We start from the raw sequence: 17,781 nt of genomic DNA, 5'->3' as shown, positions 1-17,781 counted from the left end.
CAAGCAAGGAAGCGCGTCATGCTATCAGTACCGGGGCTGTGCTGGCTATGCCATCTGCCGCTGCGGCTGGCGCAGTGGGGGATCTGCTCGTGCTGTGCCGCCGCGCTGCGTGCCCTCCCGTGCCTCTGCCCGCGCTGCGGACTGCCCTCGGCACATGCCAGGCACGCGTGCGGACGCTGTCTGCAAACGCCGCCACCGTGGGAGCGTCTGGTGTGCGTGAGCGATTACGCTGCGCCGCTCAGCGGGCTGGTGCAGCACTTTAAGTTCCACAATACGCCGGCGCTGGCCCCTGCCCTCGCCCGGCTGCTGGCCCTGCGGGTACTGGCGGCGCGGCGTGAATCCGGGCTGGGGCAGCCCGATATGATGGTGTGCGTCCCGCTGCATCGTCGGCGCGGCTGGTCACGCGGTTATAACCAGAGCCATCTGCTCGCGGCGTGGCTCAGTGCGCGGCTGTGCTGTGATTACGCGCCCGACGCGCTGACGCGCGTTCGCCCGGCAGCGGTCCAGCATCAGCTCAGCGCCAGGCTCAGGAAAAACAACCTGAAAAACGCCTTCCGCCTTGAATTGCCGGTAGCGGGTCGCCATATGGTTATCGTGGATGATGTCGTAACCACCGGCAGCACCGTCGCGGAAATCACGCGCCTGCTTAAGCGCAACGGCGCGGCGACGGTCCAGGTGTGGTGCCTGTGTCGAACCTTGTAGACCCTCGATGATGGGCGTATTATAACCAACTAAAATAGTCAACTATTAGGCCATTGCTATGATTCGTATTTCCGATGCAGCCCAGGCTCACTTCGTAAAACTCCTGGCAAACCAGGAAGAAGGAACGCAGATCCGCGTTTTCGTGATTAACCCGGGTACCCCTAATGCCGAATGCGGCGTCTCTTACTGCCCGCCGGACGCGGTTGAAGCCAGCGATACCGAGCTGAAATTCGAGCAGATCACCGCCTACGTGGATGAGCTGAGTGCCCCGTACCTTGAAGACGCCGAGATTGATTTCGTCACCGACCAGCTGGGTTCTCAGCTGACGCTGAAAGCTCCGAACGCCAAAATGCGCAAGGTGGCTGATGATGCACCGCTGATGGAGCGCGTGGAGTATCTGCTGCAGTCGCAGATCAACCCGCAGCTGGCAGGCCACGGCGGTCGCGTAACGCTGATGGAGATCACCGATGAAGGCTACGCCATCCTGCAGTTCGGCGGCGGCTGTAATGGTTGTTCGATGGTGGATGTGACGCTGAAAGAAGGGATCGAAAAGCAGCTGCTGAACGAGTTCCCGGAGCTGAAAGGCGTGCGCGATCTCACCGAGCACCAGCGCGGCGAGCACTCTTACTACTGAGTTATCGCCCGCCCGGCAGACAAAACGCCCGCTTATGCGGGCGTTGTTATTTCTGAAGCCTGACCGGCTGGCTTAGTGTTTCTTACCTGCGGCGCGGCGGTGTTTATCCAGATCCCTGAGCAGGCGGTTGATCGCCTCATCCGAGAACATCGCTTCCAGCGAGGTGGTGAGCTTACGCCGCCAGTTTTTATACTGATCGCTGGTGCCAGGCACGTTGACCGGTGCCGCCATGTCCAGCCAGTCTTCCGGCTGCAGCCCCAACAGCGCGCTTTGCGTGTCGGCAATATAGCGCTGCATCGCCCGGTTCAGCGTCGGCGTCATTTTCATACTCTTCGCCCGATGGCCGGTGCGTTTGGGCAGACAGCCCGCCGCGTGCAGCGCCTCCAGCAGCCCCTGCTTTGCCCGCTCACGGTCTGCATGCAGCCCGCGCAGCACTTCTTCATCAGGATAAAGACCCAGGGTTTTACCCAGCGTCAGATCGCCGCTCTCCCAGTATCCGCGCAACGTGGGCAGATCGTGAGTGGTCGCGACCGCCATTGACTGTGCAGGCCACGCTTCAGGCGCGCGGAACTGCGTGTTGTCGTTTTCAAAGTAGAGCACTTTGTAAGAGTACACGCCGCTGCGGCGCAGTTTGCCGACAATCTCCACAGGCACGGTACCGAGATCTTCGCCGATCACCATGCACTGATGACGCTGGCTCTCCAGCGCGAGGATCGCCAGCAGATCGTCCACCGGATAGTAGACGTAAGCGCCCTTATCCGCCGTTTCTCCGTAGGGTATCCACCACAGGCGCAGCATCGACATCACGTGATCGATGCGCAGTGCCCCGCAGTGGGTCATGTTGGCGCGCAACAGAGCGATGAACGGCTCATAGCCTCGCGCGTTCATGACGTGCGGGTCCATCGGCGGCAGCCCCCAGTTCTGGCCCAGCGGCCCCAGAATATCCGGCGGCGCGCCAACTGAAGCTTTCAGGCAGTAAAGCTCGCGGTCGCACCAGGTTTCCGACCCGCCCTCGGCGACGCCAACCGCCAGGTCGCGATAGAGGCCAACCGGCATCCCGTGCTGTTGGCTGGTTTCCCAGCAGGCCTGGAACTGGCAATACGCCAGCCACTGCAGCCACAAATAAAACTGCACGTCATCCGCGTGCTGCTCGCAAAATGCCTGTACTTCCGGGCTGGAAGTGCGCTGCAGGGCTTCCGGCCACGCCGGCCATCCCCAGCGCAGCGGGTCCTGTTTCACCTGATGGGCGTGCAGGGCGTCAAACGCAGCCTGCCAGAACAGGCCTTCACCTTCGCGCGCCGCAAAGTCGCGGAACGCCGCTTTCTGCTCATCATCGGCATCGCGCAGGGAAAACTGCGTCCACGCCATGCGCAGCGCGGTGAGCTTCAGCGCCGTCACCGCCGCGTAATCGACCCATTCAGCCTCACGCGCCTGCTTCAGCGCCTGCTGCGTGGCGGGCTTTTTCCACCACGCCTGGGCCGGCTTACTGTGGGCAAAATCCTCAACGGCATTAACGTCGATATAGATTACGTTAAGCCAGCGGCGCGACGACGGGCTGTAAGGGCTGGCGCTCTCCGGGTTAGCCGGATAGAGCGCATGAATTGGGTTCAGGCCGATAAACGCCCCGCCGCGCGCGCCGACATCATCCAGCATCGCTTTCAGATCGCCGAAGTCGCCAATACCCCAGTTTTTTTCCGAGCGCAGGGTGTAAAGCTGCACGCAGGCACCCCAGATTTTTTCGCCGTTGCGCAGCGCCTGCGGCTCGTAGCAGCGTTTCGGGGCGATGATAATGCGGCATTGCCACTGCTGTTTTTTCCGGGTCAGCGTCAGGGTGTGATACCCCTCCGGCAGACGTGCCGGTAGTAAGAGATCGCTTCCCGCTGAGGCGTCGCCGCTATGCTGCTTGCCCTGTTCGGTCGTCAGCTGCCAGCTGAAGTTGCCCTTTCCCTGCAACGGTAACGCCATTTTCGCGCCGCGGGTGAATACCCGCACGGGCGGCAGCGGCGCGGTAGCCTCTTTAGCCGCCGGGCGGTGCATGGCGTCCAGCAAACGCTGACGGCTGTCATCCGGAACCGCCTGCGGCTTGCCGTGCGCGTTGATATACGTTGGGCTGATACCTGCCGCCTGCGCGGCTTTTTCCAGCTGTTTGCTGTCCATGGCGGTTCCTTAGCGTTTGGCCTGCCAGATTCGTTGCTGATAGTCGCGGATCGAGCGGTCAGAACTGAACATGCCGCAGCGGGCGGTATTCAGAATGGCAGCCCGGGTCCACGCCTCCTGGTCGCGGTACAGCGCATCGACTTGACGCTGCGCTTCGACATATGCGCTGAAGTCCGCCATCACCAGATAAGGATCGCCGCCCTGCTTACCGATGCTGTGCAGCATCTGATCGAAAGCGTGCTTATCGCCGTCGCTGAATGTGCCGCTTTCCAGCGCCTTCAGCACTGCGTCCAGCGCCTTATCTTTTTTGCGCCACTTCACCGGGTCGTAACCTTTGGCTTTCAGGGCTTTCACCTGCTCCACGGTGTGGCCGAAAATAAAGATATTGTCTTCGCCTACCTGTTCGGCGATCTCAACATTAGCACCGTCGAGCGTGCCGACCGTGAGCGCCCCGTTGAGCGCCAGCTTCATGTTGCCGGTGCCGGACGCTTCTTTCCCCGCTGTGGAGATCTGCTCCGAGACGTCTGCCGCCGGGATCATGACTTCCGCCGCCGAGACGCAGTAGTCCGGCAGGAACACCACTTTCAGCGCATCCCCCACTTTCGGGTCGTTGTTAATCACGTCCGCTACTTTATTAATGGCATAGATGATGTTTTTTGCCAGGTAATAACCCGGTGCAGCTTTGGCACCGAACAGGAAGACGCGGGGAACGCGGTTCGCCTGCGGGTTGTCGCGAATTTCATGATACAGCGCCACGATGTGCAGCAGGTTCAGGTGCTGGCGCTTGTATTCGTGCAGGCGTTTGATCTGAATATCGAAAATGGCGTCGGTGTTAATGTCGATTCCGGTACGCGCCTTAACAAACGCGGCCAGCTTCACCTTGTTGTCATGTTTGATGTCGCGGTAGGTCTGGCGGAATGCGGCGTCATCCGCATACTTCTCCAGCCCCTGCAGCACATCCAGATCGTTGGCCCACTCTTTTTTCAGCGTCTTATCCAGCAGCGCGGCCAGTGCCGGGTTGCACTGCTTGATCCAGCGACGCGGCGTGATGCCGTTGGTGACGTTATGGAACTTGTTTGGCCACAGCTGGTGATACTCCGGGAACAGATCCTTCACCACCAGATCCGAGTGCAGTGCCGCCACGCCGTTCACCGCAAAACCGCTCACCACGCACAGGTTCGCCATACGGACCTGCTTGTTATGCACCACAGCAAGCTTCGCCCATACCGCGTCATCCCCAGGCCAGGTCTGGTTAACCTGCTTTTTGAAGCGCTCGTTAATCTCTTTGATGATAAGCATATGGCGTGGCAGGAGCTGGCGCACCAGGCGCTCGTCCCAGCACTCCAGCGCTTCCGGCATCAGGGTATGGTTGGTATAGGCAAAGGTGCGGCTGGTGATGGTCCAGGCCGCGTCCCAGTCGAGCTGATGCTCATCGAGCAGCACGCGCATCAGTTCCGGAATGGCAATGGTCGGGTGCGTATCGTTCAGCTGAATCACTTCGTAATCCGGCAGCGCATGCAGTTTGCGTCCCGCCTGATGATGACGGCGCAGAATGTCGGCCACGGAACAGGCGCACTGGAAATACTGCTGCATCAGGCGCAGCTTTTTCCCGGCCTGATGGTTGTCGTTCGGATAGAGCACTTTAGTGAGCTTTTCAGCGTCAATGCCCTGCTGCTCGGCTTTCAGGAACTCGCCGTCGTTGAACTTCTTCAGGTCGAACGGGTGAGCGTGCGTCGCCTGCCACAGGCGCAGCGGCTGCGCGACGCCGTTACGATAGCCGAGCACCGGCAGATCCCAGGCCTGGCCGACCATCACAAAACCCGGCTCCCAGCGCAGGCTGCGGCCGTTTTTCACCACTTTGCCGCCGACGCCGACCTGCACATCCAGCGCGCTGTTGTGGCGAAACCACGGATAGCTGCCGCGGTGCCAGTCGTCCGGCGCTTCCTGCTGCTGCCCCTCTTTGAAGGACTGGCGGAACAGGCCGTACTGGTAGTTCAGCCCATAACCGGTCGCGGGTTGCCCGACGGTGGCCATTGAATCAAGGAAGCATGCAGCAAGGCGCCCAAGGCCGCCGTTGCCTAGCGCCGGGTCCACTTCTTCTTCCAGTAGATCGGTCAGGTTCACGTCATGTGCTTTCAGCACGTCGCTTACCGCCTGATACCAGCCGAGATTGAGCAGGTTGTTACCGGTGAGACGGCCAATCAGAAACTCCATCGAGATGTAGTTCACATGACGCTGCTGCGCCACAGGCTGGTTTACTGGCCGGGCGGCGAGCAGTTCCGCCAGCGCGCCGCTAACCGCATGCCACCACTGCTGCTGCGTCATCTCCGCAGCGGTTTGCAGACCAAAACGCTGCCACTGACGCGTCAGTGCAGCCTCAAATTGCGCGTTGTTGAAATCAGGCTGAGACATAGGGAACGGGAGTCCTGTTAAAAGTGAAATTGAGCATTGCGCCTAGTGTGCCTGGCGGCCCGAAATGCGTCCTCATCCTGGCCCGGATTAGACAGGGATGAGCAGCGGGGAGGAGCCGTCCCGATCGCATGTGAAATACCCTGCAATGAAGCAGTAATCGTACCGGAAATAAGCGCTGCGCCCGGTAAACAGTAATACGAAAAAAAACGAGCATAACCGCGCATCATTTACGAAATATGAAAATGCGTTTTATAAATAATAACCACAGGATTAACAGTACTGACAAAAAATTACCAAACGGCACAGATTCGCCGTCTCTTTTCACCGTTGACTACGTAACAAAAGTATATTCTCGCCCTGCTCAGGCGCTGCGCTTGCCTGAAACAGCGCAGCGGTTAATAAACCTCCAGCCCTTACGCCATGCGCCTCTGACGGCAAAACCAACAATTTATTCATGTCGCTAATAGAAATGTGACAGAGTGCAAATTCGAACCGCGCAGATCCAGACATAACTTGCAATAAAGAGAAATCTGGCCGACCTTAATTACTAATTAATTACGAAGCGCAAAAAAAATCATTATTTCCGTTCCTGCACAGTGAAGTGACTGACTATGTTGATCCCATCGAAATTAAGTCGCCCGGTCCGTCTTGAGAATACTGTGGTTCGCGATCGCCTGCTGGCAAAATTATCTTCCGCCAATAATTACCGTCTGGCATTAGTGACCAGCCCGGCAGGCTACGGAAAAACCACGCTGATCTCCCAGTGGGCTGCGGGAAAAACCGAGCTTGGCTGGTACTCGCTGGATGAAGGCGATAATCAGCAGGAGCGCTTCGCCAGCTATCTCATTGCCGCCCTTCAGCAGGCAACGGACGGCTACTGCGCCAGTAGTGAAGTGATGGCGCAAAAACGCCAGTACGCCAGCCTGACGTCCCTGTTCTCTCAGTTATTTATCGAGCTTGCCAACTGGCAGCGCCCGGTTTATCTGGTGATTGATGATTACCATCTGATTACCAATCCGGTGATCCACGAAGCAATGCGCTTTTTCCTGCGCCATCAGCCGGAGAACCTGACGCTGGTAGTGATGTCGCGCAATCTGCCCCAGCTCGGCATCGCCAACCTGCGCGTGCGCGATCAGCTACTGGAGATCGGCAGCCAGCAGCTGGCGTTTACCCATCAGGAAGCCAAACAGTTTTTTGACTGCCGTCTTACGTCGCCCATTGAGCAGGCAGAAAGCAGCCGCCTGTGTGATGACGTTGCCGGCTGGGCGACGGCGCTGCAGCTGATTGCGCTGTCTGCACGCCAGAGCAGCCATTCGGCCCATCAGTCGGCACGCCGCCTCGCCGGCATTCAGTCCAGCCACCTGTCGGATTATCTGGTGGATGAGGTGCTGGATAACGTTGATATCGCTACCCGCCACTTCCTGCTGAAAAGCTCGCTGCTGCGCTCGATGAACGATGCGCTGATCGTACGGGTTACCGGAGAAGAAAACGGCCAGATGCGGCTGGAAGAGATTGAACGCCAGGGCCTGTTTTTACAGCGCATGGATGACTCCGGAGAGTGGTTCAGCTATCACCCGCTGTTTGGCAGCTTCCTGCGTCAGCGCTGCCAGTGGGAGCTAGCGATGGAGCTACCCGATATTCATCGCGCCGCAGCGGAAAGCTGGATGGCGCAGGGCTTCCCGAGCGAAGCCATCCACCACGCGCTGGCCGCAGGCGACGCCAGTATGCTGCGCGATATTCTGCTCAATCACGCCTGGGCGCTGTTCAACCACAGCGAACTGACGCTGCTGGAGGAGTCGCTGAAAGCGCTGCCGTGGGACAGCCTGCTGGCGAATCCGAAACTGGTGCTGCTGCAGGCGTGGCTGATGCAGAGCCAGCATCGCTACAGCGAAGTCAATACTCTGCTGGCGCGTGCTGAGCAGGAGACCGGCGGCATCATGGACGACACGCTGCATGGCGAATTCAATGCCCTGCGCGCCCAGGTTGCTATTAACGACGGCGACCCGGAAGAGGCGGAACGGCTGGCGATGGTGGCGCTGGAGATGCTACCGCTCTCCAGCTTCTACAGCCGCATCGTCGCTACGTCGGTGCATGGCGAAGTGCTGCACTGTAAAGGCGACCTCACCAAATCGTTGTCGGTGATGCAGCAGACCGAGCAGATGGCGCGTCGCCACGACGTGTGGCAGTACGCACTCTGGAGCCTGATTCAGCAGAGTGAAATTTTGTTTGCCCAGGGCTTTTTGCAGGCCGCCTGGGAGACGCAGGAAAAAGCCTTCGTCCTGATCCGCGAACAGCATCTTGAGCAGCTGCCGCTGCACGAATTCCTGCAGCGCATCCGCGCTCAGCTGATGTGGGCGTGGTCGCGGCTTGATGAAGCAGAGGCCGCTGCCCGCAGCGGAATGGACGTGCTGGCGACCTATCAGCCACAGCAGCAACTGCAGTGCCTGGCGATTATCGTCCAGTGCTCGCTGGCGCGTGGCGATCTTGATAACGCGCGCAGCCATCTTAACCGTCTTGAGAACCTGCTCGGTAACGGGCAATACCACAGCGACTGGGTGTCCAACGCCGATAAAGTGCGGGTGATTTACTGGCAAATGATCGGCGATAAGAAGTCGGCAGCTAACTGGCTGCGCCTGACGCCGAAACCGGAAGTGGCAAACAATCACTTCCTGCAAAGCCAATGGCGCAACATTGCCCGCGCCCAGATCCTGCTGGGGGATTTTGATCCGGCGGAGATGGTGCTTGAGGAGCTGAACGAGAACGCGCGCAGCCTGCGTCTGATGAGCGACATCAACCGCAACCTGCTGTTGCTGAATCAGCTTTACTGGCAGGCAGGCCGTAAAAGCGATGCCCAGCGCGTGCTGATTGAAGCCCTGGCGCTGGCGAATCGCACCGGGTTCGTCAGCCACTTTGTGATTGAAGGCGAGGCGATGGCGCAGCAGCTGCGCCAGTTAATTCAGCTTAATACCCTGCCGGAGCTTGAGCAGCATCGCGCCCAGCGCATTCTGCGTGATATTAACCAGCATCATCGCCACAAGTTTGCACACTTTGATGAAGGTTTCGTTAATCGTCTGCTGACGCACCCGGACGTGCCGGAGCTCATTCGCACCAGCCCGCTAACCCAGCGCGAGTGGCAGGTGTTAGGGCTGATTTATTCCGGCTACAGCAACGACCAGATCGCCGGCGAGCTAGCCGTGGCCGCGACCACCATCAAAACCCATATCCGTAATCTCTATCAGAAGCTCGGCGTGGCGCACCGCCAGGATGCGGTCCAGCACGCGCAGCATCTGTTGAAAATGATGGGGTATGGGGTGTAATGAATTAAATTTCTTTCAGCTGTTCAATCATAAATGGGTTTGCAGCTAGTAAAAGTAGCAGCTTACGGGAAGCACCAAGCGGGATCCGGCGTTTGCTTTCCCAACTTTTAACAAGATCATGACTGACACCCACCGCGGCAGCAAAATCCTGCTGCTTCATTCCCGTCGCTTCACGTATTGACCTGACGTCAATTTCTGTCCAGTTATGCACCTGCCCGGCAGCGGGGGATTGTTCACCCTGCTCAATATTTACCATTTCATGAGCACTTGCCAGCAGGTCGTCAAATAGCTCTTTCTTCATTTCAACTCCAGATTCACTGTCGTTAGCGCAGTAAGTCGGTCAACTGTTTCAGCATCCGACACTGTTCAGCGCTCAGGTCATCCTGTTCATTTTTAGGATAAACCAGAGCGAGATAAATGCGTCCTTTATCTGCCAGATAGTAGTAAATGACCCGCATGCCGCCACGCTTACCGGAAAAGCGTCGGCCCCACCGAACCTTACGAAAGCCGCCTGTTCCGATAATCAGGTCGCCCGCCAGAGGATTGATTATCAGCGCTTCCTGAAAGGCACGGAATTCATCATCAGTCATTAACATCCGACGACGCTGGCTAAATCCCTTAAGCTCGATAAATGTAAACATGACGCTCCCTGCGTACCATTTCCAGGTCTTTACTCTGTACATGGTACACCAGCCAATAAAAAAGGTGTACTAAGTACACCTTTTTATTTTTGACAGCGTCATGTGCAGGTCAACACAGCTCCAGCTGCACGTTGTGATCCTGTATCACTTTCAGCACGCCAGCGGGCGGGTTGGCGTTGGTGTAGACGGCGTTCACCATGCTGATGCTGCCCATGTTGACCATCGCGTTGCGGCCAAACTTGGAGTGGTCCACCACCAGCATCACGTGGCGGGAATTTTCAATAATCGCGCGCTTAGTGCGCACTTCGTGGTAGTCGAACTCCAGCAGCGAGCCGTCGCTGTCGATGCCGCTGATACCAAGAATGCCGAAGTCGAGGCGGAACTGGGAGATAAAATCGAGCGTCGCTTCGCCGATAATTCCGCCGTCGCGGCTGCGCAGCTCCCCGCCGGCGAGGATGATGCGGAAGTCGTCCTTTACCATCAGCGTGTTCGCCACGTTAAGGTTGTTGGTCACAATGCGCAGGTTTTCGTGGTCGAGCAGCGCGTGGGCTACCGCTTCCGGCGTGGTACCGATATCAATAAACAGCGTCGCGCCGTTCGGGATCTGGCTCGCCACTTTCCAGGCGATACGCGCTTTTTCGGCAGTTTGCGTCGCTTTGCGGTCATGCCACGGGGTATTCACCGAGCTGGAAGGCAGCGCTGCGCCGCCGTGGTGGCGCAGGATCATGTTCTGTTCTGCGAGGTCGTTCAAATCGCGGCGGATGGTCTGCGGACTGACGGCGAACTGCTCGACCAGCTCCTCGGTGCTGACGTATCCCTGCTTCTTTACCAGCTCAATAATCGCATCATGACGTTGTGTTTGCTTCACACGCTTCTCCTGAAGACATCAGCGGATATCTGTTTTTATGTTCGTTTTCGCACATTGAGAGTATCGGTCAACGCCATTGCCAGGCCGACGGCAAGGCCGGTGACGTGCGCCGCATTGGCAATGGAAAGACCGAAAAGATCGAACCAGCCGGCGATAAGCCAGATCAGCGCAAACGCAATCAGCCCGCGCGGCATGCTGATGCCGCTGTCCGGATCGCGCTCGCCGCGCAGCCAGACATAGCCCATCAGCGCATAAACGACGCCGGATAGGCCACCGAACCAGGCGCCGCTAAACTTCTCCTGCACAAAGCCGCTGAGCAGGGCCGATATCAGGGCGATGACCAACAGCTTACCGCTGCCCAGTCGCTTCTCCACCGGGCCGCCAAGATACCACCACCACATCAGGTTAAAGACGATATGCAGCAGCGAGAAGTGCAGCAGCGCATGGCTGAAGTAGCGCCAGAATTCAAATTTCAATGAGGGATCGAACGGCCAGGCCAGCCAGACCATCACCGCCTGGTCACCGGCGACCTGCATGATGATATAGACCACAATACAGGCCACCATCAGCGCGAGCGTCAGCGGCCCGGCTTTCTGACGCAGCGTGGTCAGGAAGGAGTAGCGGCGATATTCGAGGCCGCTGTTGGTCTGACCGGACTCCCAGCTTGCCGCCAGATAGCGGGGATGTGAAGGGTCCTGCAGAAACTGCTCAAGCGCCGATCTGACGCGCGTTTCCTGACTGGCATCTGCCAGCCAGACTTCGCTCTGCGCCGACCGGGACAGGGTCAGGGTGATCCCCTGGGTCGCCATATAATCCACGAAAGCCTGGGCCATTCGCGGGTTGGCAAAAGTAGTAATCATCAACATGGCGACTGCCGTTTTTCCATACAAAGAAAAACAGTATACCCGGACAACGTGACGGGACGCGACATCAACCCTCTCCGCGCGCCACTTCCGCCGGGAAATGACGGTGCCAGGCATCGAACCCGCCATCAACGCTGTAAACATTATCGAAGCCCTGCTGAAGCAGGTACTGCGCCGCGCCTTTGCTGCTGTTGCCGTGATAGCACATCACCATCACTGGCGTTTCAAAATCATGGTTCTGCATAAACGGCAGCAGCGTGTCGTTGGTGAGATGAAAGGCGCCCGGCGTGTGGCCCATGGCGTAACTTTGCGGATCGCGAATGTCGACCAGCACTGCCGCTCCCTGATGCAGTTTCTGATGCGCTTCTTCTACGTTGATACATTCAAAATGATCCATGGTGCTCTCTTTATGCAGTGACGTCTTACGGTTTGCCGCATGGGCGGCGGCTTCATTTTAGCGTCAAGTGTACGTCTTACGCTGACCGTAACGCCATTATGTTATGCATATCACGCGAAAATGTTTTTTTGATGTTACCAAAAGCGCGATTCCTTGCTATTATGAGCGATAACGAACATTTATGAGCTTTAACGAACATCTGCGAGGCCAGCATGGAAACCAAAGATCTGATTGTGATTGGGGGCGGTATTAACGGTGCCGGGATAGCGGCAGACGCTGCCGGGCGTGGGCTTTCCGTCCTGATGCTGGAAGCGCAGGATCTGGCGTGCGCCACTTCATCCGCCAGTTCCAAACTGATCCACGGCGGGCTGCGCTACCTTGAACACTACGAGTTCCGCCTGGTGAGCGAAGCGCTGGCCGAGCGTGAAGTGCTGCTGAAAATGGCCCCGCACATCGCGTTCCCGATGCGTTTCCGTCTGCCGCACCGTCCGCACCTGCGCCCGGCGTGGATGATCCGCGTGGGCCTGTTTATGTACGATCACCTCGGGAAACGCACCAGCCTGCCAGGCTCTAAAGGGTTGCGATTTGGCGCAGCGTCTGTGCTGAAGCCGGAAATCGTGCGCGGTTTCGAATATTCTGACTGCTGGGTAGACGATGCCCGTATGGTGCTGGCGAATGCGCAGATGGTGACCCGCAAAGGCGGCGACGTCATGACCCGCACCCGCGCCACCTCTGCGCGTCGTGAAAATGGTCTGTGGATCGTGGAAGCGGAAGATATCGATACCGGCGAAAAATTCAGCTGGAAAGCGAAAGGCCTGGTGAACGCCACCGGTCCGTGGGTTAAAAACTTCTTCGATGAAGGCCTGCAGCTCAAATCCCCTTACGGCATCCGCCTGATCAAAGGCAGTCACATTGTGGTGCCGCGCGCGCATGCTGAAAAACAGGCGTACATCCTGCAGAACGAAGATAAGCGTATCGTATTTGTCATCCCGTGGATGGATGAGTTCTCCATTATCGGCACCACCGACGTTGAGTACAAAGGCGATCCAAAAGCGGTGAAAATCGACGACAGCGAGATCGACTATCTGCTGAACGTTTACAACGCGCACTTCAAAAAGCAGCTGGGCCGCGACGATATCGCCTGGACCTACTCCGGCGTGCGCCCGCTGTGCGATGATGAATCTGACTCCCCGCAGGCCATCACCCGCGATTACACCCTCGACATTCACGATGAGAACGGCAAAGCGCCGCTGCTGTCAGTTTTCGGTGGGAAGCTCACCACCTACCGTAAGCTGGCCGAGCACGCCGTGGAAAAACTGTCTGGCTACTACGATCGCATCGGGCCGGCGTGGACCAAAGACTGCGTCCTGCCGGGCGGTGAAATTGGTAAAGATCGCGACAGCTATGCCGCCATCCTGCGCCGTCAGTATCCGTTTATCAGCGAAGCGCTGGCGCGCCATTACGCCCGCACCTACGGCAGCAACGCCACGTTAATTCTGGATGATGCCACTTCCATCGGCGCGCTGGGCGAAGACTTCGGCCATGAGTTCTACGAAGCCGAGCTGCGTTACCTGGTCGAGCATGAGTGGGTGCGTCATCTTGATGATGCCATCTGGCGTCGTACCAAGCTGGGTATGTGGCTGACCGATGAACAGCAGGCGCGTGTCGCGCAGTGGCTGGCGCAGCATGGCGCGAAACATCAGCTCTCTCTGGCGTCGTAACCAGTCAGCAGCCAGTAAAAAGGCGGGTGCCTCCTCAGCAACCCGCCTTTTTTATTTCCCGCGCTCAGCGCGGTGCTACAACCGCACCGGCGTGATGTGCCAGATATTATCTGCATACTCCTGAATGGTTCGGTCAGACGAGAAGTAGCCCATATTGGCGATGTTGTTCATCGCGGTGGTCGTCCACTGTTCCGGCTGACGATACAGCTCGTCCACCTTGTCCTGACAGTCCACATAGCTGCGGAAATCCGCCAGCACCTGATAGTGATCGCCGAAGTTAATCAGTGAATCCAGCAGGTCGCGATAGCGCCCTGGCTCGTCAGGGTTGAACACGCCGGTGCCAATCTGCGTCAGCACCTGGTGCAGCTCCTCATCCTGCTCGTAGAACTCACGCGGTTTGTAGCCCTCGCGCCGCAGCGTCTCGACCTCCTCAGCGGTATTACCGAAGATGAAGATGTTTTCCGCCCCGACGTGCTCCAGCATCTCGACGTTGGCCCCATCCAGCGTACCGATGGTCAGCGCGCCGTTGAGGGCAAACTTCATGTTGCTGGTGCCTGAGGCCTCGGTCCCGGCCAGCGAGATCTGTTCGGAGAGATCGGCCGCCGGAATAATGATCTGCGCCAGGCTGACGCTGTAGTTGGGAATGAACACCACCTTCAGCCGATCGCCAATCACCGGATCGTTGTTGATCACCTTCGCCACGTCATTGATCAGATGAATAATGTGCTTCGCCATGTAGTACGCCGAGGCGGCCTTACCGGCGAAGATATTCACCCGCGGCACCCAGTCGGCGTCCGGGTCGGCCTTAATCCGGTTGTAGCGCGTGATAACGTGCAGCACATTCATCAGCTGTCGTTTGTACTCGTGGATACGCTTAATCTGCACGTCAAACAGCGCTTTCGGGTCCACCACCACGTTCAGATGCTGCGCAATGTAATGCGCCAGCCGTTTCTTGTTTTCCAGCTTCGCCTGGCGCACGGCCTGGTTTACCAGCGGGAAATCGATATGCTGGCTGAGTTCGCTCAGCTGACTGAGATCGGTGCGCCAGGTGCGCCCGATGTGCTCGTCCAGCACTTCAGAGAGCGGCGGATTGGCGAGCGCCAGCCAGCGGCGCGGCGTGACGCCGTTGGTCACGTTGCAAAAACGCATCGGGAAGATGGCGGCGAAATCAGCGAACAGCGACTGCACCATCAGGTTCGAGTGCAGCTCCGACACGCCGTTCACTTTGTGGCTGACCACCACCGCCAGCCAGGCCATGCGCACCCGGCGCCCGTTGGTTTCATCGATAATGGAGCAGCGGCTCAGCAGACCGGTATCGTTGGGATACTGATCCTTAAGTGTCTTCAGGAAGTAGTCGTTGATTTCGAAAATAATCTGCAGATGGCGCGGCAGAATTTTACCCAGCATGTCTACCGGCCAGGTCTCCAGCGCCTCGCTCATCAGCGTATGGTTGGTGTAGGAGAATACCTGGCAGGTCACTTCCAGCGCTTCATCCCAGCTAAATTTATGATCGTCGATCAGCAGCCGCATCAGCTCCGGAATCGACAGCACCGGGTGGGTGTCGTTCAGGTGAATGGCGATCTTGCCCGCGAGGTTGCTGTAGGTTTTATGCAGCATATAGTGACGATTGAGGATGTCCTGAATCGTCGCCGACACCAGGAAATACTCCTGACGCAGGCGCAGCTCGCGGCCAGAATAGGTGGAGTCGTCCGGGTAGAGCACGCGCGACACGTTCTCGGAGTGGTTTTTATCTTCCACCGCTGCGAAGTAATCACCCTGGTTGAACTTGCCGAGGTTGATCTCGCTGCTCGCCTGGGCATTCCACAGGCGCAGCGTGTTGGTAGCGTCGGTGTCGTAGCCCGGCACGATCTGATCGTAGGCCACGGCCAGAATCTCTTCGGTCTCTACCCAGCGGGTTTTCTTACCTTCCTGCTGGATGCGACCGCCGAAACGCACCTTATAGCGGGTGTTGTGGCGCTTGAACTCCCACGGGTTGCCGTACTCCAGCCAGTAGTCAGGTGACTCTTTCTGGCGACCATCAACGATATTCTGCTTAAACATGCCGTAATCGTAGCGGATGCCGTACCCGCGGCCCGGCAGCGCAAGGGTGGCGAGGGAGTCGAGGAAGCAGGCCGCCAGACGCCCCAGGCCACCGTTGCCGAGGCCGGGATCATTCTCTTCGTCGATCAGCTCTTCCAGATCAAGCCCCATCTCTTCCAGCGCGTTTTTAACATCGTCATAAATCCCGAGCGACAACAGCGCATTGGAAAGGGTGCGGCCAATGAGAAATTCCATCGACAGGTAATAGACCTGGCGGGTTTCCTGGGAGAGCTGCGCCCGGTTGGAGCGTAGCCAGCGTTCCACCAGGCGATCGCGTACCGCAAACAGCGTGGCGTTTAGCCATTCATGCTTGTTGGCGATGGCAGGATCTTTGCCGATGGTAAACATCAGCTTGTAGGCGATAGAGTGCTTCAGCGCCTCGACGCTGAGCGTCGGCGAGGCATAGGTGAAGGGTGCGTTCATATCAGTGGCTCCACAGTACAAGGAACGTGTCCATCAGACGCCATAAGTAACGCCCGCCTGGTAGGCCAGGAGGGCGTACTGTATCGCCTGTCAGATCCGCTACTTACAACAAGCGTTGATAGAGATCGCGATAGGATTGCGCCGCGACCTGCCAGCTAAAGTCCATACCCATCGCCTGACGCTGAACGAAACGCCACAGTGACGGACGGGACCACAACACGAAAGCGCGCCGGATCGCGCGGAGCAGCGACCAGGCATTACTGTCCTCAAACACAAAACCGCTGGCGATGCCGTCCGCCAGGTTCTCCAGCGAGCTGTCAGATACGGTATCCGCCAGCCCACCGGTGCGCCGCACCAGCGGCAGCGTGCCGTATTTCAGCCCGTAAAGCTGGGTCAGCCCGCAGGGTTCAAATCGGCTCGGCACCAGAATAACGTCGGCACCACCCATAATGCGATGCGAAAATGCCTCGTGATAGCCAATCTGCACCCCAACCTGGCCGGGATGCTCAGCCGCCGCGGCAAGGAAGCCCTCCTGCAGCACCGGATCGCCCGCGCCCAGAATCACCAGCTGACCGCCCTGCTCCAGCAGGCCGGGCAGCGCCTCCAGCACCAGGTCCAGCCCTTTCTGGCTGGTCAGGCGGCTGACTACCGCAAACAGCGGCATTTTTTCGTTAACTTTCAGCCCCATCGCAATTTGCAGCTGGCGCTTGTTTTCGGCTTTCTCTTCAAGCGTATCGCGGTTGTAGCGCGCGGTAAGCAGCAAATCATGCGCCGGGTCCCAGATCTTGCCATCAACGCCGTTAAGGATACCGCTCAGACGTCCTTCCAGCTGGCGCTGCTTCAGCAGCCCTTCCATGCCGTAGGCAAATTGCGGTTCGGTGATCTCCCGGGCATAGGTCGGGCTGACGGCAGTAATATGATCAGCATAGAAGAGTCCGGCTTTCAGGTACGAAATTTGACCATTAAATTCCAGGCCATTCATATCGAAGAAGGACCAGGGCAGATCGATATCGTTCATATGATGGGCGTAGAACATGCCCTGATAGGCCAGGTTGTGCACCGTAAACACCGTCTTTGCCGGACGTCCACGCGCGGCGATATAGGCCGGTGCCAGCCCGGCGTGCCAGTCATGCGCGTGCACAATGTCCGGTTTCCAGAGCGGATCGAGTCCAGACGCCATCTCCGCAGCCACCCACCCGAGCAGCGCGAAGCGCAGCACGTTATCGGTATAGGCGTAAAGGTTAGTGTCGTGGTACGGGCTGCCGGGGCGCTCATACAGGTGCGGGGCATCAATCAGGTAAATGCCCACGCCGTTAAAATGCCCGAACAGCAGCGTATAGTCCCCGGCGAAGCTTTCGCCTGTCGCCACCGCTTTAGCATCCGCCACGCCACGCAGAATATCCGGGAACGCAGGCACCAGCACGCGCGTATCCACCCCGCCCTCAATTTGCGCAGCAGGTAACGCGCCGATCACATCCGCCAGTCCGCCGGTTTTCAGCAGAGGAAAAATTTCAGAACATACATGTAAGACCTGCATTATCGCTCC

13 protein-coding genes are annotated in these 17,781 nt (G+C 58.2%); 4 read left to right on the top strand and 9 right to left on the bottom strand.

Annotated elements, in window-relative coordinates:
- Nucleotides 1-18 precede the first annotated feature (18 nt).
- The gene (gntX, locus tag KFZ77_RS01340) at nt 19-702 is read left to right on the top strand and encodes a DNA utilization protein GntX (protein ID WP_031521813.1); all 684 of its coding nucleotides are present in this window, start codon (nt 19-21) and stop codon (nt 700-702) included.
- 58 nt (nt 703-760) lie between these two features.
- Nucleotides 761-1,336: a Fe-S biogenesis protein NfuA gene (gene nfuA / locus KFZ77_RS01335; protein ID WP_031521814.1), complete on the top strand. Its 576-nt coding sequence runs from the start codon at nt 761-763 to the stop codon at nt 1,334-1,336.
- Between the two features lie 72 nt (nt 1,337-1,408).
- Here nfuA and malQ read toward each other — a convergent pair whose 3' ends face one another.
- Together malQ and malP are read right to left on the bottom strand one after the other, a co-directional pair.
- Nucleotides 1,409-3,493, bottom strand: a complete 2,085-nt coding sequence (gene malQ / locus KFZ77_RS01330; protein ID WP_264385254.1) for a 4-alpha-glucanotransferase — start codon at nt 3,491-3,493, stop codon at nt 1,409-1,411.
- 9 nt (nt 3,494-3,502) lie between these two features.
- Nucleotides 3,503-5,905, bottom strand: coding sequence for a maltodextrin phosphorylase (gene malP, locus KFZ77_RS01325; RefSeq protein WP_264385253.1), 2,403 nt, complete (start codon nt 5,903-5,905; stop codon nt 3,503-3,505).
- Between the two features lie 611 nt (nt 5,906-6,516).
- On the opposite strand from malP, the gene malT reads away from it, so the two are divergent.
- Nucleotides 6,517-9,222 (top strand): HTH-type transcriptional regulator MalT, encoded by a 2,706-nt coding sequence (malT, locus tag KFZ77_RS01320; protein ID WP_031521819.1) that lies wholly within the window; start codon nt 6,517-6,519, stop codon nt 9,220-9,222.
- Nucleotides 9,223-9,226: 4 nt separating this feature from the next.
- Here the strand turns inward: malT and nadS are convergent, their stop codons facing one another.
- The 5 genes from nadS to glpE form a co-directional block, all read right to left on the bottom strand.
- Nucleotides 9,227-9,523 carry a NadS family protein gene (gene nadS, locus KFZ77_RS01315; protein WP_264385252.1) on the bottom strand — a complete coding sequence of 99 codons (297 nt, stop codon included), beginning with the start codon at nt 9,521-9,523 and terminating at the stop codon, nt 9,227-9,229.
- 22 nt (nt 9,524-9,545) lie between these two features.
- The gene (locus KFZ77_RS01310) at nt 9,546-9,863 is read right to left on the bottom strand and encodes a type II toxin-antitoxin system RelE/ParE family toxin (RefSeq protein WP_264385251.1); all 318 of its coding nucleotides are present in this window, start codon (nt 9,861-9,863) and stop codon (nt 9,546-9,548) included.
- 109 nt (nt 9,864-9,972) lie between these two features.
- Nucleotides 9,973-10,731: a DeoR/GlpR family transcriptional regulator gene (locus tag KFZ77_RS01305; RefSeq protein WP_264385250.1), complete on the bottom strand. Its 759-nt coding sequence runs from the start codon at nt 10,729-10,731 to the stop codon at nt 9,973-9,975.
- A 35-nt stretch (nt 10,732-10,766) separates the two neighbouring features.
- Nucleotides 10,767-11,597, bottom strand: coding sequence for a rhomboid family intramembrane serine protease GlpG (gene glpG, locus KFZ77_RS01300; protein WP_031521825.1), 831 nt, complete (start codon nt 11,595-11,597; stop codon nt 10,767-10,769).
- Between the two features lie 64 nt (nt 11,598-11,661).
- The gene (glpE, locus tag KFZ77_RS01295) at nt 11,662-11,991 is read right to left on the bottom strand and encodes a thiosulfate sulfurtransferase GlpE (protein ID WP_031521827.1); all 330 of its coding nucleotides are present in this window, start codon (nt 11,989-11,991) and stop codon (nt 11,662-11,664) included.
- A gap of 212 nt (nt 11,992-12,203) precedes the next feature.
- On the opposite strand from glpE, the gene glpD reads away from it, so the two are divergent.
- Nucleotides 12,204-13,712: a glycerol-3-phosphate dehydrogenase gene (gene glpD, locus KFZ77_RS01290; RefSeq protein ID WP_264385249.1), complete on the top strand. Its 1,509-nt coding sequence runs from the start codon at nt 12,204-12,206 to the stop codon at nt 13,710-13,712.
- A 75-nt stretch (nt 13,713-13,787) separates the two neighbouring features.
- Here glpD and glgP read toward each other — a convergent pair whose 3' ends face one another.
- Entirely contained in the window at nt 13,788-16,235 is a 2,448-nt protein-coding gene (gene glgP / locus KFZ77_RS01285; protein WP_031521830.1) for a glycogen phosphorylase, read from the bottom strand.
- 103 nt (nt 16,236-16,338) lie between these two features.
- Nucleotides 16,339-17,772: a glycogen synthase GlgA gene (gene glgA, locus KFZ77_RS01280; RefSeq protein WP_264385248.1), complete on the bottom strand. Its 1,434-nt coding sequence runs from the start codon at nt 17,770-17,772 to the stop codon at nt 16,339-16,341.
- Nucleotides 17,773-17,781 lie beyond the last annotated feature (9 nt).

Origin of the sequence: Siccibacter colletis (assembly GCF_025914095.1) — a bacterium.
Lineage (GTDB): Bacteria > Pseudomonadota > Gammaproteobacteria > Enterobacterales > Enterobacteriaceae > Siccibacter > Siccibacter colletis.
Note: the sequence above shows the minus strand (reverse complement) of the source record. Positions and strands in the feature narration are given on the sequence as shown.

Coding starts and splice junctions, on each gene's coding strand:
- malP (WP_264385253.1), bottom strand. CDS start 5,905: ATGTCTCAGCCTGATTTCAACAACGCGCAATTTGAGGCTGCACTGACG.
- nadS (WP_264385252.1), bottom strand. CDS start 9,523: ATGAAGAAAGAGCTATTTGACGACCTGCTGGCAAGTGCTCATGAAATG.
- glpD (WP_264385249.1), top strand. CDS start 12,204: ATGGAAACCAAAGATCTGATTGTGATTGGGGGCGGTATTAACGGTGCC.
- glgP (WP_031521830.1), bottom strand. CDS start 16,235: ATGAACGCACCCTTCACCTATGCCTCGCCGACGCTCAGCGTCGAGGCG.
- KFZ77_RS01310 (WP_264385251.1), bottom strand. CDS start 9,863: ATGTTTACATTTATCGAGCTTAAGGGATTTAGCCAGCGTCGTCGGATG.
- glgA (WP_264385248.1), bottom strand. CDS start 17,772: ATGCAGGTCTTACATGTATGTTCTGAAATTTTTCCTCTGCTGAAAACC.
- glpG (WP_031521825.1), bottom strand. CDS start 11,597: ATGTTGATGATTACTACTTTTGCCAACCCGCGAATGGCCCAGGCTTTC.
- gntX (WP_031521813.1), top strand. CDS start 19: ATGCTATCAGTACCGGGGCTGTGCTGGCTATGCCATCTGCCGCTGCGG.
- glpE (WP_031521827.1), bottom strand. CDS start 11,991: ATGGATCATTTTGAATGTATCAACGTAGAAGAAGCGCATCAGAAACTG.
- malQ (WP_264385254.1), bottom strand. CDS start 3,493: ATGGACAGCAAACAGCTGGAAAAAGCCGCGCAGGCGGCAGGTATCAGC.
- malT (WP_031521819.1), top strand. CDS start 6,517: ATGTTGATCCCATCGAAATTAAGTCGCCCGGTCCGTCTTGAGAATACT.
- nfuA (WP_031521814.1), top strand. CDS start 761: ATGATTCGTATTTCCGATGCAGCCCAGGCTCACTTCGTAAAACTCCTG.